This window comes from Gilliamella sp. B2923 (assembly GCF_026536565.1).
Taxonomy (GTDB): Bacteria; Pseudomonadota; Gammaproteobacteria; order Enterobacterales; family Orbaceae; genus Gilliamella.
The window spans coordinates 418762-433706 of record NZ_JAFNNZ010000001.1 but is presented as its reverse complement, the minus strand read 5'-3'; the positions used below and the strand labels follow the sequence as shown (position 1 = coordinate 433706).

General features: G+C 38.2%; 15 protein-coding genes and 1 other RNA gene. 10 read left to right on the top strand and 6 right to left on the bottom strand.

Going from position 1 to position 14945, the window contains the following annotated elements:
- Positions 1-13: 13 nt before the first annotated feature.
- The 10 genes from mdoH (at position 14) to J3U42_RS01845 (ending at position 10672) form a co-directional block, all read left to right on the top strand.
- Entirely contained in the window at positions 14-2374 is a 2361-nt protein-coding gene (gene mdoH, locus J3U42_RS01890) for a glucans biosynthesis glucosyltransferase MdoH (protein ID WP_267335201.1), read from the top strand.
- A 68-nt stretch (positions 2375-2442) separates the two neighbouring features.
- Complete coding sequence (gene epmA / locus J3U42_RS01885; protein WP_220217823.1) at positions 2443-3417, top strand: elongation factor P--(R)-beta-lysine ligase; 975 nt, start codon at positions 2443-2445, stop codon at positions 3415-3417.
- A gap of 2 nt (positions 3418-3419) precedes the next feature.
- Entirely contained in the window at positions 3420-4769 is a 1350-nt protein-coding gene (rmuC, locus tag J3U42_RS01880; RefSeq protein ID WP_267335199.1) for a DNA recombination protein RmuC, read from the top strand.
- Between the two features lie 111 nt (positions 4770-4880).
- On the top strand, positions 4881-5126 hold the full coding sequence (gene xseB, locus J3U42_RS01875) for an exodeoxyribonuclease VII small subunit (RefSeq protein ID WP_220217825.1): 246 nt from the start codon (positions 4881-4883) through the stop codon (positions 5124-5126).
- Positions 5113-5988 (top strand): (2E,6E)-farnesyl diphosphate synthase, encoded by an 876-nt coding sequence (ispA, locus tag J3U42_RS01870; protein ID WP_370633971.1) that lies wholly within the window; start codon positions 5113-5115, stop codon positions 5986-5988. Before xseB ends, ispA begins: the two co-directional genes overlap by 14 nt.
- Positions 5989-6008: 20 nt before the next feature.
- Positions 6009-7865, top strand: coding sequence for a 1-deoxy-D-xylulose-5-phosphate synthase (gene dxs, locus J3U42_RS01865; RefSeq protein ID WP_267335197.1), 1857 nt, complete (start codon positions 6009-6011; stop codon positions 7863-7865).
- Between the two features lie 7 nt (positions 7866-7872).
- The gene (zapA, locus tag J3U42_RS01860) at positions 7873-8157 is read left to right on the top strand and encodes a cell division protein ZapA (RefSeq protein ID WP_267335195.1); all 285 of its coding nucleotides are present in this window, start codon (positions 7873-7875) and stop codon (positions 8155-8157) included.
- A 65-nt stretch (positions 8158-8222) separates the two neighbouring features.
- Positions 8223-8403, top strand: a non-coding RNA gene (gene ssrS, locus J3U42_RS01855) — 6S RNA.
- A 28-nt stretch (positions 8404-8431) separates the two neighbouring features.
- Positions 8432-8977, top strand: coding sequence for a 5-formyltetrahydrofolate cyclo-ligase (locus J3U42_RS01850; protein WP_267329777.1), 546 nt, complete (start codon positions 8432-8434; stop codon positions 8975-8977).
- A 234-nt stretch (positions 8978-9211) separates the two neighbouring features.
- A complete protein-coding gene (locus J3U42_RS01845; protein ID WP_267335193.1) occupies positions 9212-10672 on the top strand; it encodes a catalase in 1461 nt (486 codons plus the stop codon).
- 74 nt (positions 10673-10746) lie between these two features.
- Here the strand turns inward: J3U42_RS01845 and J3U42_RS01840 are convergent, their stop codons facing one another.
- The 6 genes from J3U42_RS01840 to J3U42_RS01815 form a co-directional block, all read right to left on the bottom strand.
- Entirely contained in the window at positions 10747-11157 is a 411-nt protein-coding gene (locus J3U42_RS01840; RefSeq protein WP_267335191.1) for a hypothetical protein, read from the bottom strand.
- A 235-nt stretch (positions 11158-11392) separates the two neighbouring features.
- Positions 11393-12004, bottom strand: coding sequence for an AAA family ATPase (locus J3U42_RS01835; RefSeq protein ID WP_267335189.1), 612 nt, complete (start codon positions 12002-12004; stop codon positions 11393-11395).
- A 12-nt stretch (positions 12005-12016) separates the two neighbouring features.
- Positions 12017-12874: a class II fructose-bisphosphate aldolase gene (locus J3U42_RS01830; RefSeq protein WP_267335188.1), complete on the bottom strand. Its 858-nt coding sequence runs from the start codon at positions 12872-12874 to the stop codon at positions 12017-12019.
- 11 nt (positions 12875-12885) lie between these two features.
- Positions 12886-13293: a hypothetical protein gene (locus J3U42_RS01825; RefSeq protein WP_267335187.1), complete on the bottom strand. Its 408-nt coding sequence runs from the start codon at positions 13291-13293 to the stop codon at positions 12886-12888.
- A 14-nt stretch (positions 13294-13307) separates the two neighbouring features.
- Complete coding sequence (locus tag J3U42_RS01820; protein WP_267335186.1) at positions 13308-14597, bottom strand: PTS sugar transporter subunit IIC; 1290 nt, start codon at positions 14595-14597, stop codon at positions 13308-13310.
- Between the two features lie 21 nt (positions 14598-14618).
- Positions 14619-14921 (bottom strand): PTS sugar transporter subunit IIB, encoded by a 303-nt coding sequence (locus J3U42_RS01815; RefSeq protein ID WP_220217836.1) that lies wholly within the window; start codon positions 14919-14921, stop codon positions 14619-14621.
- Between the last annotated feature and the right edge of the window lie 24 nt (positions 14922-14945).

Sequence of the window (14945 nt, the reverse complement as noted above, 5' to 3'; positions counted from 1 at the left end):
AATTTAAAAATATATGAAAAAAGATTACTTTAAGAATCTACCTGACGCCGACAATTGGCGTCAGACATCTGAAAACAATATTCCACCAACTGACGATGTTGAATTTATTAAGTACCGTCTGGATCAAGTTGGTGACACTTCAGCTTTTATTGATGAAAGAAAGCAGCAGCCTAGTTACCCTAAAGTTGAGCGAGTTTCAGTCCAACCTCAAAAATGGAATGAGCGTTTTAAAGCCAAATCAAAACTTGGCATTAATGTTATGGCATTAATCCGTCGCTTTATCATGTTTGCCCTTATTGTGACACAAACTTACTATGGCACGGTTTACTTATCTTCATTACTACCTTATCAAAGCTGGCAAAAAATTAATTTTATGGCTAACTGGGATATCAACCCGGAGCTTGCCATTTACAGCATTATACCTTACATCATTCAAGGATTTATCATTGGCCTGTTTGCCATTTTATTTTGCTGGATATCTATCGGGTTTTGGACTAGCATAATGGGCTTAATCTTAGCTGTGATAAGAAAAGATCGTTATACCATTCCAATTCCCCAAAACCCAGCCGAGCACATTAATCCTAATCATCGTACCGCATTGGTGATGCCGATTTGTAATGAAGATGTTGCTCGAGTTTTTGCTGGTCTACAAGCTACTTATCAATCGCTAGCCGAAACCGGACATGCGAGCTGTTGTGACTTTTATATTTTAAGTGATACTAACGATCCGGATCTCTATGTCAACGAGTTAAAAGCATGGACGCAGTTCAATGCGCAAAAGCAAGATGACGGGTGTAACATCTACTATCGTCACCGTAAACGTCGTGTGAAACGCAAAAGTGGCAATATCGATGATTTTTGCCGTCGCTGGGGACATCTTTATGAATATATGATGATCCTCGATGCAGACAGCATAATGACCGGTGATTGTATTTTAAAAATGATCGCCATGATGGAGATAACACCAAAAGCTGGGATTTTACAATCACCACCAAAATCGGTCAGAATGACAACGCTTTATGGTCGTATTCAGCAATTTGCTAACCAGATCTACAGCGATATTTTCTGTTCTGGTACACACTTTTGGCAATTAAGTGAAGCGCAGTATTGGGGTCATAATGCGATGATCCGCTTAAAACCTTTTATTGAGCACTGCATTTTATCACCAATCCAAAAACGCAAAGGCCCAATACACATATTGTCACATGATCTGGTTGAAGCAACCTTAATGCGACGTGCCGGCTATGGTGTTTGGATCGCTTACAATATTAACGGTAGTTATGAAGAACTACCCGGCAATATGATAGAAGATCTCAAACGTGATAATCGCTGGTGTATGGGAAACTTAATTAACCTAAGATTAATTTTTAAAAGTGGTATCAAACTGACGCATCGAGTGATGTTTATAACCAGTGGCATGGCTTATATCTCGTCACTACTGTGGTTAGTGTTTTTAATATTTTCTACCCTTTTATTGCTGGTATTTAATATTTCTGAACCCCAGTATTTTTTCCAATCGAATCAGTTTTATCCTACTTGGCCTCGGTGGAATGAACAATTAGCGATACAGCTTTTATCGACAACAATGGTATTACTGTTTGCACCTAAATTTTTTAGTTACGGCATTATTATCGCCAGAACAGGGGCAAAAGATGTCGGTGGCATTTTCAAATTAACCTTATCAATACTGATCGAAATGCTTTGGTCGATGATTCTTGCGCCTATTCGCATGATTTTCCATAGTAAATTTGTATTAAAAGCATGGCTTGGCAGCAAAATACAGTGGAAATCGCCTTCACGAAATGATGATGCGTTAACATGGGGTGAATCATTCTATTTCTGCTGGCCACTATCACTATTAGGCATCGTTTGGCTTGCAATTATTATTTGGTTAAATCCGCAATTTACTTATTGGTATATCGCCATACTTATACCACTAACTATTTCGCCGTTAGTCATTCGAGTATCGGGATTATCAAGTTTAGGAATGAAAGCCAAAAAGGCAGGACTATTTTTAACACCGGAAGAAACTCATCCGGCAAAAGCAGTGCGTTTAACTGGCGAATATTTAGTCCAAACCCGAGCTGCTTTTGTGGAGCATGGTTTTGTTATGGCGCTTGTCGATCCTGTTTATAATGCGCTTGCTTGCGCATTGTCGACATCAAGGCACTTACCTAATAGCAAAAATCAACAAAAACGCGCCGAACTTATCGAGCACTATCAACAAGTTGATTTAGAAAAAATAAGTCAAGAACAGCAATTAATGATTTTAGAAGATCCTATTATACTTTCTGCACTACATCGCCATATTTGGCTACAACAAGAAAAATACGACAATTTGTTCACATTGTGGCAAAATGAACGCCAACAATAAGAGATAGGGTGAGTAACACCCTATTTCTCTTCTTTTTTAGTAACTGATCAATTCCATGGATATTTTTTATGACTTGGCAACCTACTGCATCTATAAATAATTTACTTAAGCGAGCTAAAATTGTTTCTCAAATAAGACAATTTTTTACCGATCGCTGTATATTAGAAGTTGAAACACCGATTTTAAGTCAATATGCAGTAACAGATGTTCATTTAAGTTCTTTTCATACGCAATATTTAAAACCTGGGGAAGATGAAGGACAACAAGGGCGTAAGATGTCATTAATTACTAGCCCTGAGTACCATATGAAACGCCTATTAGCTGCTGGTAGTGGACCGATTTATCAGCTGGTTAAATGTTTTCGTAACCATGAAGAAATTAGCCGAATTCATAATCCGGAATTCACTATGCTTGAATGGTATCGAATTCAGTTTGATATGATGCAGATGATCAATGAAGTTGATGATCTGCTACAAACAGTTTTAGATTGTGAACCGGCTGAACGAATTAGCTACCAAAAAGTTTTTCAACGTCATCTTAACATCGATCCGTTAGAAGCTGACCATGCAACTTTAGTTAATGCGCTGACTCAACTCAATGTTGAAATCGATGCTAATAATTTTGACAGAGATACACTACTACAATGCTTGTTCTCCTTCGGGATTGAACCTCACATTGGTCAAGATAAGCCTGTTGCAGTGTTTAATTTCCCTGCATCACAAGCGGCACTTGCCGCCATTAGTTCAGAAGATCATCGTGTAGCCAGCCGTTTTGAGTTTTACTACAAAGGAGTCGAACTTGCTAACGGCTTTAAAGAGCTGACAAATCCACAAGAACAAAGAATGCGTTTTGAGCAAAACAACATTGATCGTGCTAATCAAAACTTACCACCTCAAAATATTGATATTGAACTACTAGCAGCCATGGAATCAGGTCTACCTGATTGTGCCGGGGTTGCAGTCGGTTTAGATCGATTAATCATGTTAGCACTCAACGCTGATAGTTTAGATGATGTCATGTCATTTACTTTTGAAAGGGCTTAATTATGCTAGAAACGTTAAGCTCAATTGACTGGATTTTAGTAACAATCAGTGCAGTAGCACTGATTTTATTGATTCTGGTTATTAAACTTAAATTATCTTTAAATAATTTAGATCAAATATTTGAGCTGCAATTCACGCAAAAAAACCAAGAAAATCAAACATTACTTTTACAAGTTAAACAGCTTGATGCGCAATTGAATCAGTATCGTGAACAACATATTGCCCAAAATATCAAAATAAGTGAGCTAAAAACCCGGTTAGAAGAGACGTTAAGCTCCGCCCATGAAAAGCAAATCCTGCTTGAACAAAGTGAACAGCGCTTAACAACCCAATTTGAAAATCTGGCTAATCGTATTTTTGAAAGCAGTGGTAAAAAAATTGAGCAACAAAATAAGCAAAGTTTGGATTTTCTGCTTTCACCACTAAAAGAGCAATTAGAAGGGTTTAAAAAGCAAGTTCAAGACAGTTTTGGGCAAGAAGCCAAAGAGCGCCATACCTTAACCCACGAAATTCGTAACTTGCAACAACTTAATGAGCAGATGACCAAAGAGGCAACTAATCTTACCAATGCTCTAAAAGGTAATAATAAAACGCAAGGTAATTGGGGTGAGTTTATTCTAAGCCAAATTTTGGATAATTCCGGATTGCGAATGGGGTATGAATATGAAACTCAAGTCAATTTAACCAATGAAAATAAGCAACGTCTACAACCGGATGTGATTGTTCACCTTCCTCAAGGAGGTGATGTGGTTATCGACTCTAAAGTAACGCTGGTTGCTTATGAGCGCTTTTTTAACAGTGACGATGAGGTAGCTCGCGCTAAAGCCATGAGCGAACATTTAACCGCAGTTCGAAATCATTTAAAACAGTTAAGTCAAAAAGATTATCATAAATTAATTGGTATCAATTCGCTTGATTACATTTTAATGTTTATTCCGGTTGAGCCTGCGTTTTTATCCGCAATTGATAACGATCCGGCATTAATCAACGATGCACTAAAAAATAACATTATGATAGTTAGCCCAACAACGCTGTTAGTCGCACTACGGACTATCCATAATTTATGGCGATACGAATATCAAAATCGAAATGCCGAACTGATTGCCGATAAAGCAAGTAAATTATATGACAAAATGCGAGGCTTTATTGAGGATATGGAAGGATTAGGCAATTGCTTAGATAAAGCACAACAGACCTATCAAAGCTCAATGAACAAATTAGCAAAAGGTCGTGGCAATGTTATTGGTCAAATCGAACGCTTTCGAGAGTTAGGCATCGAAGTAAAAAAACCAATAAACCCAGATATAGCACTATTATCGATAGATGAACTGGAGCAAGAAAACGAAAATTAACTATTTTTGTCAAGAAGTTTCAGAAAATACCTACGTTTCAGTATAAAATATCGTAATTCACCATGATCAAAAATACGTGTATACTCATTTAGCAAAAAGAAGGAGTACATTATGGCAAAAAAACAGGATAAAGAACCGAGTTTTGAAGAAACAATCAAACAACTCGAAACTATCGTGACTCAACTGGAAAATGGTGATTTACCATTAGATGAAGCGTTAAACGAATTCGAGAAAGGCATAAAACTGGCTAGAGCCGGGCAAAAACAGCTCAGCCAAGCTGAACAACGTATTCAAATTTTACTGTCTGAAAATAGTGAAGCACAATTATCAGAATTTGAACTTGATGATAATGAATAATCTTAAGCCTTTGCAGCAACGAATCAATTCCTTCTTAACCGATTATATATCGCAGTGTGAACACTCAAACCTACAACAAGCAATGAGTTATAGCCTGCTAGCCGGCGGTAAGCGCATTCGACCTGTATTAGTCTATTTAACCGGTCAGATGTTTAACTGCCCACTGACTAAGCTTGATTCAGCTGCGGCGGCAATTGAAGCAATTCACACTTACTCATTAATACATGATGATTTACCGGCAATGGATAATGATGATCTGCGGCGAGGAAAGCCAACTTGCCATATCCAGTTTGGTCAAGCCCAAGCTATACTTGCCGGCGATGCATTACAATCGTTGGCCTTTAGTTTAATATCAGAGTGTGAAAATATTAATGATCAAATCAAAGTCAATATGATAGCAGAGCTTGCTCGTGCAAGCGGTTTATCGGGGATGTGCTTAGGTCAGTCACTGGATCTGCAAGCAGAGCACCAAACTATTTCACTTGAACATTTACAGCAAATTCACCGATTTAAAACCGGTGCCCTTATCAAAGCTGCTGTACGCTTAGGTGCTTTTGCCAGTGGTGATATTGCCCTACCCTATTATTCGATGCTGGATAACTATGCTCAAGCGATTGGATTAGCTTTTCAAATTCAAGATGATATTTTAGATGTCATCGGCGATCAATCTATCATGGGAAAACCTCAAGGATCGGATATTGCACTTAAAAAGAGTACTTACCCGGCACTTGTTGGTTTACAAACTGCGACTAACATGACTAAAGCGCTACATACTCAAGCTATCGATAGTCTGAAGAAAATACCTTATAATAGTCAACCACTGCAAGATCTTGCTGATTATATTATTAATCGAAATAGTTAACCAATAACTTAATGGCAAAAATGAATTTAGACAATTACCCGTTATTAAAACAAATTAACTCGCCTGAGGATCTCAGACGATATCCGCCATCGCAACTAGCGGCTATCTGCCATGAGTTAAGACAATACTTGCTTGCCAGTGTCAGCCAGTCTAGTGGTCATTTAGCATCGGGACTTGGAGTCGTTGAGCTAACTACCGCTTTACATTATGTCTATCACACACCATTTGATAAAATTATATGGGATGTAGGGCACCAAGCTTATCCACATAAGATCTTAACCGGACGCCGTGATCAGATGTTAACCATACGTCAAAAAGACGGTTTACGTCCCTTTCCACATCGTGATGAAAGTGAGTATGATGTCCTTACAACCGGCCACTCCTCCACCTCGATTAGTGCGGCTTTAGGCATTGCCATTAGTGAACAAAAAAAACAGTCTGGACAAAAAGTTGCTGCCATTATAGGTGACGGCGCATTAACTGCCGGTATGGCTTTTGAAGCGATGAATCACGCAGGACATATTAAGCCCGATATGCTGGTTATTGTTAATGACAATGATATGTCGATATCTGAAAACACTGGCGCACTGAATCAACATTTAACTCAAATTTTAGCCAGCAGAACCTACGCATCTTTTCGTGAGAGCGGAAAACGCGTGCTTGAAAATATTCCGCCATTAAAAGAACTTTTTAAAAAGACCGAGGAGCATTTAAAAGGTTTAGTCACACCGGCAATACTTTTTGAAGAGCTAGGATTTAACTATATTGGACCAATTGATGGCCACGATATTGAAAATTTAGTCAGCACGTTACAAAAAGTTAAGCAGTTAAAAGGCCCACAGCTACTTCATGTGATCACTCAAAAAGGCAAAGGCTATGCGCCGGCTGAAAAAAATCCCACTTTGTGGCACGGTGTACCTAAATTTAATCCTGTTGACGGTGTATTACCAGCCGCCGATAAAATTACTCCAACCTATAGTCAAATTTTTGGCGATTGGTTGTGCGAAGTGGCAAAAACGGATAAGCGCTTAATGGCAATCACACCGGCTATGAGTGAAGGTTCCGGCATGACTGAATTTGCCCGCCTTTATCCCGAACAATTTTTCGATGTTGCCATTGCCGAGCAACATGCCGTCACACTCGCAGCAGGTTTTGCTATTAGTGATTTAAAGCCTGTTGTGGCAATTTATTCAACCTTCTTACAGCGGGCTTATGATCAGCTTATACATGATGTTGCCATTCAAAACTTACCGGTACTATTTGCGATCGATCGAGCCGGTATTGTTGGTGCCGACGGTGAAACACATCAAGGTGCTTTTGACTTAAGTTATTTGCGCTGTATCCCAAATATGGTCATAATGACACCGAGTGATGAAAACGAATGTCGGCAAATGCTAAATACCGGTTATTTGCATAATGGACCTTCTGCTGTGCGTTATCCTCGAGGAGAAGGAACAGGCGCTAGTTTGACACCCCTTACAACAATTCCAATAGGTGAGTCGAGATTATGCCGAACAGGTGAAAACATTGCTTTACTCAACTTTGGCACATTATTGCCTGAAGTTTTACAAGCCGCTGAGCAAATTAATGCTACAGTCATTGATATGCGTTTTGTCAAACCATTGGATGAAAAAGTCCTTTTGCACATTAGCCAAAGCCATAATATACTTGTTACTGTTGAAGAAAACAGTATTAAAGGTGGCGCCGGAAGTGGCGTCAATGAATTTTTATTATCGAAAAAAATAAAATGTGATATTTTAAACATCGGTTTACCTGATGAGTTTATCCCACAAGGCTCACAAAATGAGATCCGTTCAGAAATGGGATTGAACTGTGAACATATAATCGAAAAAATTAATGAATTTAAAAAACGATAGGTTAAATATGGAAACTCAAGCTGTCACGATTCAAATTTTTGGACGAACTTTAAAGTTTAACTGTCCGGTAGATGAAGTTGACGCATTAAAAAGTGCCGCTCAAGATCTTGAAACCCGATTAACAAATTTACGAGAAAAATCGCCCCAGATTGGTAGCGATCAACTTATCATGACTGCAGCACTCAATATTTCTTATGAATTGACTAAAGAAAAACAAAAAAGCAATGAATTTAGTAATCGTTTAAAAATGTTACAACAATTGCTTGATTCAGCTCTTAATACCAACATCTAACCAAATAATTTGTAAATTTAACACAAATACTATTGTATGATTTTCTAAATTTTGTATTATGTTAACCATCTCTGAGATGTTCGCGAGAAGGGTTAGTCCCCTGAGCCGATATTCTTTATTTTAGAACGGTGTGATTTTTAATTGGTGTGTATGCCTTATTTATAAGGAAACCTAAAAATTAAAACATATTGTTCACCTTGAACCTTGGGTTCAAGGGTTACAACCTTAACGACATCTTGGAGTGTTTTACCCCTTACGTTGCTGAAGATTAATCATGAATATTCGTCAGTTCATCCGTCAAAAAAGACGCCAATTGTCTAACCATGAACGCCAACTTGCTCAGCAAGCGATTTATCAGAAAATTGCTAATCATGATGTAATTAAAACAGCTCGAAATATCGGTATCTTTCTGTCGTTTGATGGCGAAGTTGACACCAAACCGATTATTGAATATTTATGGCAACAAAATAAATCGGTCTACTTGCCAGTAATTCACCCTTTTGTGCCTTACCATTTATTATTTTTGAAGTTTACGCCCGATACGCCACTTAGCCAAAATCAATATGGCATTTTACAACCTGCCTTAAATGTATCAAACGTTTTACCCTCCCCACAGCTTGATGTTATTTTTACACCACTGGTAGCATTTGACGACCGAGGATTTCGTATCGGTATGGGGGGTGGCTATTATGATCGTTTGCTTGAAAATTACCAACAACAGCAAATTTATCCTATCGGTTTGGCATTTGCCTGCCAAAAAATTGATCATGTTGATAATCAGCATTGGGATGTTCAATTACCGGAAATCATTTATGCTTAATCTAGTTAATGAGTCATTCTCATATTCATTACCGCTCATAGCGAGATTAAAAAATAATTAATTTGTTTTTTCTACAATTAAAAGCCAATTTAGTTATATAATAAATCGAGCAATATCTTTTTTTACACGCATCACCGTCTTTATCTTATTCCTTAATAAATTAATTTTTCAATAAAATCAGTCACAACTCTTTAACTATAAAGGTACGATCTAATAACCAGAAGGAGTGTTGCAATGTCAGAAAAAAAAGAACTCACCACCAATAATGGTGCCCCTATTGCCGACAATCAAAACTCTCGCACTGCAGGCCCTCGTGGACCCGTATTGATTGACGACTATCAATTGATCGAAAAACTCGCTCAGTTTAACCGTGAAAATATTCCTGAAAGACGAGTGCATGCCAAAGGCTCCGGTGCTCATGGAACATTCACCGTCACCAATGATATTACTCAATATACCTATGCCAGTATTTTTGCCAAAGTAGGCAAACAAACTCCCGTTTTTGCTCGATTTTCAACTGTTGGCGGTGAACGTGGTTCATCAGACACAGCACGTGATCCTCGTGGATTTTCAGTAAAATTTTACACAGATCAAGGTAACTGGGATATCGTCGGTAATAACACGCCAGTATTTTTTATTCGTGATGCACTCAAATTCCCGGACTTTATTCATACGCAAAAACGCGATCCTAAGACCAACTTAAAAGATCCGCAAATGATGTGGGACTTTTTTTCTTTATCGCCAGAATCACTTCATCAGGTAACGATTCTATTTTCTGACCGAGGCATTCCGGACGGGTTTCGGCATATGCATGGTTTTGGTAGCCATACTTATAGTTTAATCAACAAAGACAATGTACGAACTTGGGTAAAATGGCATTTTAGAACGGAACAAGGTATTAAAAATATTCATCCTAAAAAAGCCGCAGAACTCGACGGTAGCAATCCTGATTCAGCACAAGAAGATCTCTTTAATGCCATTGAACAAGGTAACTATCCTAAATGGCGACTTTATATACAAGTGATGAGTGAAGAGCAAGCGAATAACCACCCGGAAAACCCATTTGATGTCACTAAAGTTTGGTCGCAAAAACAGTTTCCACTTATTGAAGTCGGTGTTATGGAGCTTAATCGTAATCCGGAAAACTATTTTGCTGAAGTAGAACAAGCCGCATTTGAACCAAGTAATCTCGTACCCGGTACCGGCTTATCACCGGATAAAATGTTACAAGGGCGGGTTTTTGCTTATGCCGATGCGCACCGTTATCGTATTGGTACAAACTACCAACAATTACCAATCAATGCACCTAAATGTCCGGTACACAATTATCAACGTGACGGAGCTATGCGCTTTTATACGCCGGATAATGCACCAAACTATGAACCAAATAGTGTTGATAGCGCACCTAAACAACAACCGCAGTATGCTGAGCCACCGATGCATGTCCCTGCTGGTACAATGGATAGACACGATCATCGTGTTGACGGTGATTACTACTCCCACCCACGTGCATTATTTAATTTGATGCGTCCGGATCAAAAACAACTGCTTATTGATAATATTGTCACTTCAATGAAAAACGTCGATCGTGATATTCAAATTAGACAGCTTAAACATTTCTATAAAGTACATCCCGATTATGGTTCAGGTGTGGCAAAAGGGTTAGGTGTTGAAGTTGATCTAATCAAAAGCTAAAAAGCCAAATAATAGTGCCGACACCATTGTGTCGGCATTGGCCTTTGTCTTGATAGAGATAAATGTTAATACCTTTACTGTATCTCCTCACATGTTTCATAGACCTTGTCAAACTTATCGGGCTGATTAGTCATTACAAGAGAAAATGAATGGTATAAATGCCAAATTAAAGTATTTTCATCCTTAACTTCATAACTTATGCTATCAGAGTAGCTACATTTTGGTTCTAAATCGATAAAATATTTGCCGTCTTTAAAGTAGCTCGATTTTATCTCACATGAAATCATTTCTTGCCCGGTATAATCATCCAGTTTACCTTTTTGATAATTGATAAACCGATTACCGGAATAACAAGGCTCATAAATCACATTTTTATTATTTAACTCGGTCAACATCACCCACTTGCCATAATTTTCATGATCCAAATGAGGCTTAGCATTTACCACAAACATAAAAACGATAAAAATAAATAGCAGTCTTTTCATGATTTAGCTCATTGAACTTGATTGATTAGAAATGGCTTATCAAAATCTTTAATTGCTATATTGAAAGAATTTTTTGTATTTAAAATGTTATTGAGAAGATAAACGAAAAATAAAACTAACCTATTTCACTATTGATCCATAATTGCCTATTCCTACAATCAAATCTGATCCATTTGCTTTGTCACCCTAAATATAATGCCGATTAACGTTAATCGGCATTGATTATCTGATGAAGCTATTGTTTAATGATTTGTTTCAGTTTTGCCAATAAACCCGAATAATCAACTTGATTAAAATGGGTAACATCCACTTCGATCAACTGCCCCAAAGCAAACTCGTCGTACTGTCTAGTTTGACAGATTTGATAAAATTGTGATTTAGTGACTAAATCGTCGGCCAAACTACGATCTTCAAGTTTATCGCCATAGTGATAGTGCTGCATAATATGACTCAAATGCCGTTCCGGCGAGCGGTCTCGTTGATAGCGACGTTGCCATAACACATCAAAATCAGCAATTAGGCGGATTGTGATGACTTGATAATGATACTTTTGCGCCAACTCACTCAGTCGCTTTTTTTGCTTATCACTAAAGGGGTATTCAGAAATAATAATGCGTTTACCGGCATCCATATACAGTTGTAAAACAGCATAATAAAAATGCCAAACTTTGTGCTCAAGTGCCTGCTTTTCGGCTTTCGAATTAAAACCGACAGAGTCAGCATATAAAACTTTCGCCTCATCGGGTGTTATCACGAAACTATCTTTAAATTGTTGTTGCAATTTATTAACCAGATAAGTCTTTCCTGTACAAGGGCAGCCAGCGAGTAAAATTAAATATTTACGCATACTCACGCTCACTTAGTTTACACAATTATTGGTATTGAGAAATAAACGCATTTTATGCTTCACTATCTCTTTAACCGCCTCATTAGCTGGAATAATATTATGGCGTAATGATTGATTAATTTCAGTCTGGGAAAATTTATCTTTTGCAACTTGTGTCCAGTTAACTAATAACTCTGTGCCAACATTAAATTTACGTATACCGTTATTAATCAGTTCCGGATAGTCCTCCTCTTTGACTCCTGTTCCGCCGTGAATGACCAAAGGAATATCAACCCTAGCATGAATTTCTTTCAATAACGGTATATTTACCTCTGTTTTTGACTTAAATTGCCCATGATTGGTACCTATAGCAATGGCTAAAGCATCAATCCCCGTTGCTTTTACAAATGCCAGTGCATCTTCAGGTTTGGTATAAACTTTATCGTTAGCATCAACATGAACGCCTTCCTCTGTTCCGCCGATTGTCCCTAATTCTCCTTCAACTGATACGCCATGAGCATGGGCATATTCCACCACTGCACGAGTTTTTAAAATGTTTTCTTTAAATGGTAGTGAAGATCCGTCAAACATGACCGAAGTAAATCCGCTATCAATCGCCTGCTTTATATCATCAAAATTTTTAGCATGATCGAGGTGTAATACCGCATCGACTATCTCTTCATCGGCAATAGCTTTTACGGCATTGACTAAAACTTTAAAGCCAATATACCTTGCGGTATCAACGCTTGTTTGGATGATAATTGGCGCGCCAACCTCTTTTGCCGCCCGTAACATCGCAGGTAACATTTCTAAATTATGCGTATTAAACGCACCAACAGTGAAATTTAATTTTTGGGCTAATAAAGTTACATCTTTAAGTGTGGTGTACATAATTATTTCCTTTAATCTCGTTGAATAGTCATCTGTTTAGCAATATTGCGCATAGCATCCATTTTGTTCATCCAAATATCGATATCAGCCAATGAGCCATGCTGAGCGGCATAAGCTCGCTTAGCGTTATACAAATTCATTAATGTTTTATAACCCTCGCCAATTGATTTCTTATGCTGTTGGCTCTTTTCTAAATACTCAATAGCCAAATCAATATGATTTAATTGATGATAAAGCAAGCCGATTTGTTCACATGATGAAGCTAATATCAGCAAATCATCGGTCTTTTCGATCTGCTCCAATAATGGGTTAATCTCTAGCTCAATCTGTTCAATTTGCTGTGCTGTCAGACTGCTTTTAACCTCTGAATCGGGAGCGAGATTTGTTTTAGGCGCCTTTTTTTTAAAAAAGTTAAACATGTCAAACTCCTAAACTAAAAGTGCTTCAATATCGGGCTTAATATCCATGCATAAAGCAGTGCCACGGTGACGGTATCGACATCGGTTGCCGTTGCATTGATAAACCCCATTTGATTAAAGATAGTGACAAGTAAAGCAGGCAGCAAAGTAATAAATATCCCATGCGCAATACCGCCGATAAGCGCACCACGGCGACCACCAACTGCATTACCAAAGATCCCTGCCGTACCGCCGGCAAAAAAGTTGGTTAACATTCCCGGTAAAATCATCGCCAGACCAAAGGCAGGTAGCGTTAACATGGCAATTACGGTACCTATAGATGTGGTAATAAAACCTAAAATCACCGCATTTGGGCTATAAGGGAAAAATACCGGGCAATCAAGCGCCGGAATTGCATTCGGTACAACTTTCATTGCGATACCTCTAAATGCCGGAACAATTTCACCGAGTAATAACCTCACACCGGCAAGTAATACATAGGTTCCGACGACAAAAATTATCGCTTGGGTAAAGGCGTAAATGACGTAATTTTGACTACCGGATAAGGTTGAAGCATACGCTTCACCAGCGAAAAGAGCGGTAATAATATAAAGCGGGATCATAACCACCATGACGGATAAATAAGTATCTTGCAAAAATTCAAATGATTTAGGCAACTTCATATCTTCAATAGAACGCTTGTTTTCACCTCGCTCCCCTACCAGATAAGCTACGCCAGCCTCGAATAAATATCCGATTGTACAAAAGTGCCCTAATGCAATGTCATTGGATCCGGTCACTTTACGAATAATGGGTTGGGCAATGGCCGGCATAAATACAGCAAAAAGTGCACCAATAAACCCGCCAACCAAAATTAGTGTTATTCCGGACAGTCCGGCAAAACTACCAAATACCGTTGTCATTGTTGCCATCCATAAAATGGCCTGCCCAGTTAAAAAAATGAATTTCCAACGGGTAAAACGAGCAATAAGAATATTGAAGATAAAGATCATCAAAAACGTTAGAGCAATATCACGACCTAATCCTAACTGATTCATTGCTTGCCCGTTAATTGCTTCAATCGAGGGAATGATGCCTTGCATATCAAAGCCAGCGGTAAAAATATGCCCAAAATAGGTCAAACTTCCCACAATGATACTGGATCCGGCATTGAGTACTTGAAAACCCAATAAGGTTTTCAGTGAGCCGGAAATAATTTGTCCAACGGATTTACGTTGCAAAATCAACCCAAACATAGCAATTAAGCTAATGGTTATCGAAGCTTGAGTTAAAATATTGTCGATAATAAAGTTAATCACATTCATGGTAGTCTCCTTTTTGTGGATTTAAAGCAATCCCTTTTGTTGCAATACTGGACTTAACTTCTCATCAATTTCCGCTTTTGATACTATATTTTTAAGATAAACCACTGCGGTTTGTTCACTGATATTGAATTTAGCAAACTGAGGGCGGAAATTTTCAGCTGTGATGATAATATCGGCCTTGGTTGAGGCCGCAGATGAAATATCGGTGTGATCTAACTTGGCTTCGATACCTTTTGCTTTTAATACATCTTCGGTTGCCATTTGTGCAGCAAAACTACTGCCTAACCCTGCACCACATACAAATAAAATGGTTAAATTACTCATGTTGTATTCTCCTTCGGATTTAAC

What these genes read in the sequence shown, in the direction of transcription:
- J3U42_RS01845 (WP_267335193.1), top strand. Translation starts at nt 9,212, where the DNA reads ATGTCAGAAAAAAAAGAACTCACCACCAATAATGGTGCCCCTATTGCC.
- J3U42_RS01850 (WP_267329777.1), top strand. Translation starts at nt 8,432, where the DNA reads ATGAATATTCGTCAGTTCATCCGTCAAAAAAGACGCCAATTGTCTAAC.
- mdoH (WP_267335201.1), top strand. Translation starts at nt 14, where the DNA reads ATGAAAAAAGATTACTTTAAGAATCTACCTGACGCCGACAATTGGCGT.
- ispA (WP_370633971.1), top strand. Translation starts at nt 5,113, where the DNA reads ATGATAATGAATAATCTTAAGCCTTTGCAGCAACGAATCAATTCCTTC.
- J3U42_RS01830 (WP_267335188.1), bottom strand. Translation starts at nt 12,874, where the DNA reads ATGTACACCACACTTAAAGATGTAACTTTATTAGCCCAAAAATTAAAT.
- J3U42_RS01840 (WP_267335191.1), bottom strand. Translation starts at nt 11,157, where the DNA reads ATGAAAAGACTGCTATTTATTTTTATCGTTTTTATGTTTGTGGTAAAT.
- xseB (WP_220217825.1), top strand. Translation starts at nt 4,881, where the DNA reads ATGGCAAAAAAACAGGATAAAGAACCGAGTTTTGAAGAAACAATCAAA.
- J3U42_RS01835 (WP_267335189.1), bottom strand. Translation starts at nt 12,004, where the DNA reads ATGCGTAAATATTTAATTTTACTCGCTGGCTGCCCTTGTACAGGAAAG.
- J3U42_RS01820 (WP_267335186.1), bottom strand. Translation starts at nt 14,597, where the DNA reads ATGAATGTGATTAACTTTATTATCGACAATATTTTAACTCAAGCTTCG.
- J3U42_RS01825 (WP_267335187.1), bottom strand. Translation starts at nt 13,293, where the DNA reads ATGTTTAACTTTTTTAAAAAAAAGGCGCCTAAAACAAATCTCGCTCCC.
- zapA (WP_267335195.1), top strand. Translation starts at nt 7,873, where the DNA reads ATGGAAACTCAAGCTGTCACGATTCAAATTTTTGGACGAACTTTAAAG.
- epmA (WP_220217823.1), top strand. Translation starts at nt 2,443, where the DNA reads ATGACTTGGCAACCTACTGCATCTATAAATAATTTACTTAAGCGAGCT.
- dxs (WP_267335197.1), top strand. Translation starts at nt 6,009, where the DNA reads ATGAATTTAGACAATTACCCGTTATTAAAACAAATTAACTCGCCTGAG.
- J3U42_RS01815 (WP_220217836.1), bottom strand. Translation starts at nt 14,921, where the DNA reads ATGAGTAATTTAACCATTTTATTTGTATGTGGTGCAGGGTTAGGCAGT.
- rmuC (WP_267335199.1), top strand. Translation starts at nt 3,420, where the DNA reads ATGCTAGAAACGTTAAGCTCAATTGACTGGATTTTAGTAACAATCAGT.